Source organism: Geofilum rubicundum JCM 15548 (genome assembly GCF_000974365.1).
GTDB lineage: Bacteria > Bacteroidota > Bacteroidia > Bacteroidales > Marinilabiliaceae > Geofilum > Geofilum rubicundum.
In genome coordinates this window covers 1-5,462 of record NZ_BAZW01000103.1, presented here as the reverse complement: position 1 = coordinate 5,462, position 5,462 = coordinate 1, and the positions used below count along the sequence as shown (strand labels likewise).

General features: G+C 43.6%; 3 protein-coding genes. 1 reads left to right on the top strand and 2 read right to left on the bottom strand.

Annotation, left to right across the window (positions count from 1 at the left end; translation table 11 throughout):
• Positions 1 to 300: 300 nt before the first annotated feature.
• Both JCM15548_RS19775 and JCM15548_RS19770 read right to left on the bottom strand, forming a co-directional pair.
• Positions 301 to 1,485 carry an SDR family oxidoreductase gene (locus tag JCM15548_RS19775; RefSeq protein ID WP_062128871.1) on the bottom strand — a complete coding sequence of 395 codons (1,185 nt, stop codon included), beginning with the start codon at positions 1,483 to 1,485 and terminating at the stop codon, positions 301 to 303.
• A 13-nt stretch (positions 1,486 to 1,498) separates the two neighbouring features.
• Positions 1,499 to 3,337 carry an FAD-binding oxidoreductase gene (locus tag JCM15548_RS19770; RefSeq protein ID WP_083985279.1) on the bottom strand — a complete coding sequence of 613 codons (1,839 nt, stop codon included), beginning with the start codon at positions 3,335 to 3,337 and terminating at the stop codon, positions 1,499 to 1,501.
• 382 nt (positions 3,338 to 3,719) lie between these two features.
• On the opposite strand from JCM15548_RS19770, the gene JCM15548_RS19765 reads away from it, so the two are divergent.
• A complete protein-coding gene (locus JCM15548_RS19765; RefSeq protein WP_062128867.1) occupies positions 3,720 to 5,450 on the top strand; it encodes a T9SS type A sorting domain-containing protein in 1,731 nt (576 codons plus the stop codon).
• Positions 5,451 to 5,462: the final 12 nt, after the last annotated feature.

The window sequence follows — 5,462 nt, the reverse complement described above, 5'->3', positions numbered from 1 at the left end:
ACCTTTAGTTTTAACTTACCCGACATCCAATAGATTGGCCTGGTCAATCATAATCTCCTCAATTTATGGAACAAACTGCCGATTTTTTATATAAAGAAGAACTCCAGGGTTCAATTATTATAATCGACCGTTCTCGTCGAAGGTGAAAATTTCGTGAAGATATTTTTGTATTGATGAAGCAGATGGTTATTTCTGGTTTGATTCTGAACCGTAATCTATATTGTAGGTAAAGTTATAAGAGTATTATTAAACCATGATTGTTGACAAACAGAAGATGCTTTATTCAATGTATAAAAACATTTAGGTTAGGGCTCCATATTGCTTCAACTTGTCCCCCCATTCCACGGCCACCGCATAATCCATGCAGCGATTAAAAACGGCATTGGTGAAGGCGGGAGGTTGCAGATGGGAGGTGGCTGCATCGGTGTTGGTTCTGTCGAACTGTCGGTTGTCGTGCATGTAGGGCAGATAGGCCTTTACAAAGCGATCGAAGAGCTCTTCGGCGGGGTTGCGATGATTGTTTTGAGGTGAAATGGCATAGGCCATTTCAACGCCTTTCATCTTCATAAACTGTTTGCTGAAGGAGATAACCGTTTCCATCTTAACCGGTGCTGTGTTGGATAGATGATAAATACCTCCGGGATGGGCATTTTTTATGATACGAAGGGTGGCCTCCACAAAATAATTGACCGGAATAAGGTTGAGTCCACCGGACTTGGGCAACACTATTTTTAAGGGCAAAAACAAATAGCCTTCTTCATCCAGATAAATACCGTGCGCCTTTGATCTTTTCCCGCCATTGTTTTGGAGGTCGTTAATATAGATATCCCGAATGGCCATGAGGGAGCGCAGGGGATAATAAAGCGCATTGAATTTCAGGGAGCGTCCGGTTCGTGAATCGCCGTAAACAATGGTGGGGCGGATAATGGTGTAGGCAAGACTCTGCCGGTCGCAAAATTGAGCAATCTCTTTTTCGGCCTGTGCCTTGCTCTCTTCGTAAACATTTAGAAAATCGTTGGCTTGGGGTAGTTGCTCCAGACAAATGGGTTCATCCTGACCGCAAGCAAAGGCTGTGCTGATGTAATGAAAGAATTGAACGCGGGCATCACTGGCAAATGCCAGGATGTTCTTTAAACCGAGAATATTGGATTCAAAAACCTGTTCACGCTTCCCTTCGGTGAAACTGGTGTCGGAGGCACAATGAATGATTTGTTCAACTTCCTGGCACAACTTGTTGTACTTCGATAATCCAAGGCCCAGGCGGGCCTTGGATAAGTCAATATCTGCCATCTCCAGCCGGTCGGTCAAGTTTTCTTTATCAAACCATTTTAAGAGACCGGCTATTCTTTGGCTAAGCGTTGCGTCCCGCGAGGATCTGCCTAAGACAATAACCCGGTGCCCTTTCTCGAGCAATGCGGCCATCAGGTGGCTTCCTAAAAATCCGGTGGCTCCGGTGAGTGCTATGGTAGGGTGTTTTACGGTCATGTTAAATTCAAGTTTAAGTTTTACTATACAAAAAGTTTTCTTTCCTGCAGAAACCCTGGGTAAACAAGTGGCGAATCCACTTGACGGTTCCTGTCTTTTGGCCGTAGCCTTCCAGCATCATTCCAGCTTCCTGTAAAGCCTGTTGCATACGTACCATTTCATCCGGATCGTTCTGATCCAGAAAATAATCATATTCAAATACACAGCGTTTTCCGTTATCCAGAGGGGTGATGAAACCATAGTCATTCTTAAGACCATGCTTGTCGGCAATCCTCCTGAACTCGCCGTCTATTTCAGCGACCAATTCATTCTCTATGGGCAGATAAATGATCAAAGGAATCACGTGTTTCTCGCGTCCCATGCGCGAACTTATGATCCGAAACATGTTTAGCCAAACAAGATCTGTCATCTCCGGTTTGGAAAACAGTCTTTTGAAGAAAGATTGCAATTCCGGATCCACCTCCTTTGCCAGGAGTTCAGGTGAAGGGGAGAGGGCCGTTTCAGAGAGATCCGTAAATCCATTTAATTTAAGATAGGAGAAGGGTTCATCGTCCGACATTTCCGTTAACAGGGAAAGCCATTTGGCCGACCGCAGGGAAGGCATGCCCAGATACAGGGCTTTAAAGAGTTCCTGATCAATGGACGGATGTCCCATGCTGTGAATCGCCTCGATGTCGTACTTTCCGCCAACTACCAGCACCAGATATTGAATCCCCAGGTCTTTGGTAAAGACTTCTTTGATTTCTTTGGCCAGTTGGGTGGTCGGCGCCATGAAGGTGGATAAATATTCGCCACCCAAAACGCTTATGGCCAACCCTATGCGGTGCGTTGCGCACGCTTTGGTAAAATTCAGTGCCGCTGCCATTGTAGCAAATGGAATTAGCAGTCCCGTCTCATCCTCATGTATGGGATGCAGTTTTATGTCCGCCGACGTGCAGATAGCCGGAATACCGGCATCTGTGGGGTTAAAGGCAAAAAGATTGGGGGCATCCTTGTCGTTCATCCTGAAGCAGGCCCCATCCTTAGACACAAATTCTGCATCGATGAAATTATCGGCTGCCGTTCCATAGGTCGCCGAAAAGGTTGAAAAGATACCGGAACACATGATGTTGGCACAAACAAGGGCAGAAGGCTCCGCCACGTTTACCCGGAAGCCCCTCTTTTTAGCTTCCGTCTGAAGGTCAAAGGCCGTCACACCTGCACCGGTTTTCACCAGCCAGTTCTTCTCATCAAATTCGATGGTTTTCATCCGGTTCATATCCAGTACTGCTCCCGGACTCATGACGAAGCCCATCACACTCGAACCATTGCCCCGCACTGCAAAAGGAATTTGCTTTTGATTCAAAAGTTTTACAATGGCAGAAACCTCTTCTTTGGTGTTGGGCATGATTACATAGTCCGGCATCATTAGCCCGGTTATGGGCGAGGGGTCGTGCGCATAAGTCAGTGCAATCGCCCGGTCAGAAGTCGCCCATTCGTCGCCCACCATTTTTCTCAGCTCCACCAGCACTTCATCCACATCTTCTTTAACCACCTTTCCGCCATTTTCAAGGTAGGCCGCCACATGGTCTTTTAAGGCCTTCATGACCTTGGTTGGTCGCAATTCGGTGACAAAGTAACATTGGTAATCGCACTTGCCGCAGAGGTCGCAAGTATCCGCTATTTCCAGGCATTTTTCCGTGACCGGGATTTTTTCTTCGGCCAAGGCAGCATATAAATCCATACGTCCTTGTGGGTAAAAAGCCACATACTGTTTTTCCGGTCCCGATGCGCAAATCCCTGTTCCCAGAAAATCAATTTTACACATGGCGTAGTGGCGACAATTTTTTGCAGTGGTTAGTGGTTCTGACATAGAAGACTGTTTTAATGTGTATTAACCAAATATACAAAGAATTAAGCAATAGTTTTGCATTTTTTTAAGACAGGCGTAGCAATCAAAATAAATTATCCCTTTAATTTTATATGCTCAGCTGGTGTTTCCCACTATCGCTTAAAAATTCAGGCTAATTACCGTCTCAAATATTTCAAATACCACATACAATTTGTTCAAAACAAGAATGCCGACCATATCTGACTGATCAGGAGTCGTTGCCTGATTTGCATTTCGGTTACATTTGTTTCAAAGAGTTAACAAATCGAAAAAAGGCCAGGCCAGTTGATGGTTCATTGCGCATGCAAAAATTTTAAATCCTTAGTTCAAATTCTAATTAGTTTAATTTTTTAATGACAGCTTTATGAAAAGAAAATCTTACTTTATCTTTAATTTTTTGTTGGCGGCCGCGTTGCTGCTGTCGACTTCCATTTTTGCTCAGGTTGATTACACATCGCGTGTCGTCAATTCAAGTTTCGAATTAAATGATCTGGGTGAAACGCATACAGGAGGTGTTTTAAGAGTTATTGAACCTTTTGGCTGGAGTTTCAATCACAATTTTGCCATTAACACAGGCGTAGAACCGGATGTGGTCTATTTGGGCAACAATTCTCAAGGTTTAAATAACGACACTGGCAATCGGGACGGCAATTATAATTTCTGGTTTAGCGGACAAAACATGAACCTTCCTGATTTTGTTGAGTTAAGCCAGACCATCATCCCTGAAGAAGGAGACTATTTGCCAGCTGGCAGATACCTGGTATCATGCCGAATGGAAATTATTACTGACAAAATTACGACACAACGTTTATTTGCCAATGACCTTGTTCAATATTTTGGTGCAGAAGCTGACTACGATCTAAATCTTACACCTGGAGAAATTAACAGCTATGCAGGTCATGCTGTTTCTACTGGAAATCCAGGAACAATGAAAGATTTGGAAGTCATCATAACCCTTGATGGAAACACCCCTCTTAAAATAGGAGTCCGTACCAATTCTGTATTAAAAGACGGGTCACCATCTGCGGCAGATACAAATCCAATTTATGGCTGGTTTAAACTGGATTATTTTAGACTTATTAAACTCTCCGACACTGAAATAGATGCTACTTTGTCCGATTTACAAGTAAATGGAAATACTGTTGCCAATTTCGACCCTTTCGTAGAGGAATACACTGTAATATTGCCTGCAGGCTCAGCTTCAGTGATTACAGCTACTCCAACACAAGAAGAAGCCTCCCATCAAGTGGTTGATAATACAGTTATTGTTACATCATCAAACGGAGAGGTAGATAAAACTTATACGATTAATTTCATTTATAGCCTCACAACTGATTGGAATGGTGGAGGTATCACAGGTGCCGGATCAGAAGCCTACAATTTTGGATGGAGAACATTTATGGGAGGAACTGATTTAGGTGCAGTGCCTTATACCACTTCAGGATCTGGGTATATGCGCTATATGGATAATTATTTGACTTATGGTTCCGGACGAAGACTTCTGTTTTTGCGTTGGGATGCACAAGCATCGTATGGTAATTTGGATGGAACCGCCGTACACTCTTATCCGATGACGCTCGAGGCAGATAAAACCTATAAAGTGACCTTTGACTATGCCGGTCAAAACGATGGACCTCTTACCCTTAGGGCAGGGATTAACACCGAACGTAATAATAGCGGCACAAGCTTAATCTCTGAAACTTATGAATGCGTTTATCGGGTATGGAATGGAGCTGAATTGATAATCACCCCTACCGAATCGCGCGAGTATTATCTCACCATCGCAAGGGAATCAGGTGATGAAATTATTTTCTCTTTTTCTAATCTTATCACCACTCATGAGAGTGGCGTTGGAACAACGTCCCAAGAGTTAGCCCATGAGAACACCGTCATCTATCTGAATGCGGATAAAAAGGTGGTTGTTTCAACAAGCGATTTGGCTACCCATACGCCCTTGGTTATTTATAACTTATACGGACAGGTCATTTACCAGGGTTTTATAACCGGAAACAGAACCCTTCTCGATCATTCTTTAAGCGCAGGTGTTTACATTGTGAAGGCAGGTAATCATATTCAAAAAATAATGGTACCTTAATTCTACTTTGAC

What these genes read in the sequence shown, in the direction of transcription:
- JCM15548_RS19770 (WP_083985279.1), bottom strand. Translation starts at nt 3,337, where the DNA reads ATGTCAGAACCACTAACCACTGCAAAAAATTGTCGCCACTACGCCATG.
- JCM15548_RS19765 (WP_062128867.1), top strand. Translation starts at nt 3,720, where the DNA reads ATGAAAAGAAAATCTTACTTTATCTTTAATTTTTTGTTGGCGGCCGCG.
- JCM15548_RS19775 (WP_062128871.1), bottom strand. Translation starts at nt 1,485, where the DNA reads ATGACCGTAAAACACCCTACCATAGCACTCACCGGAGCCACCGGATTT.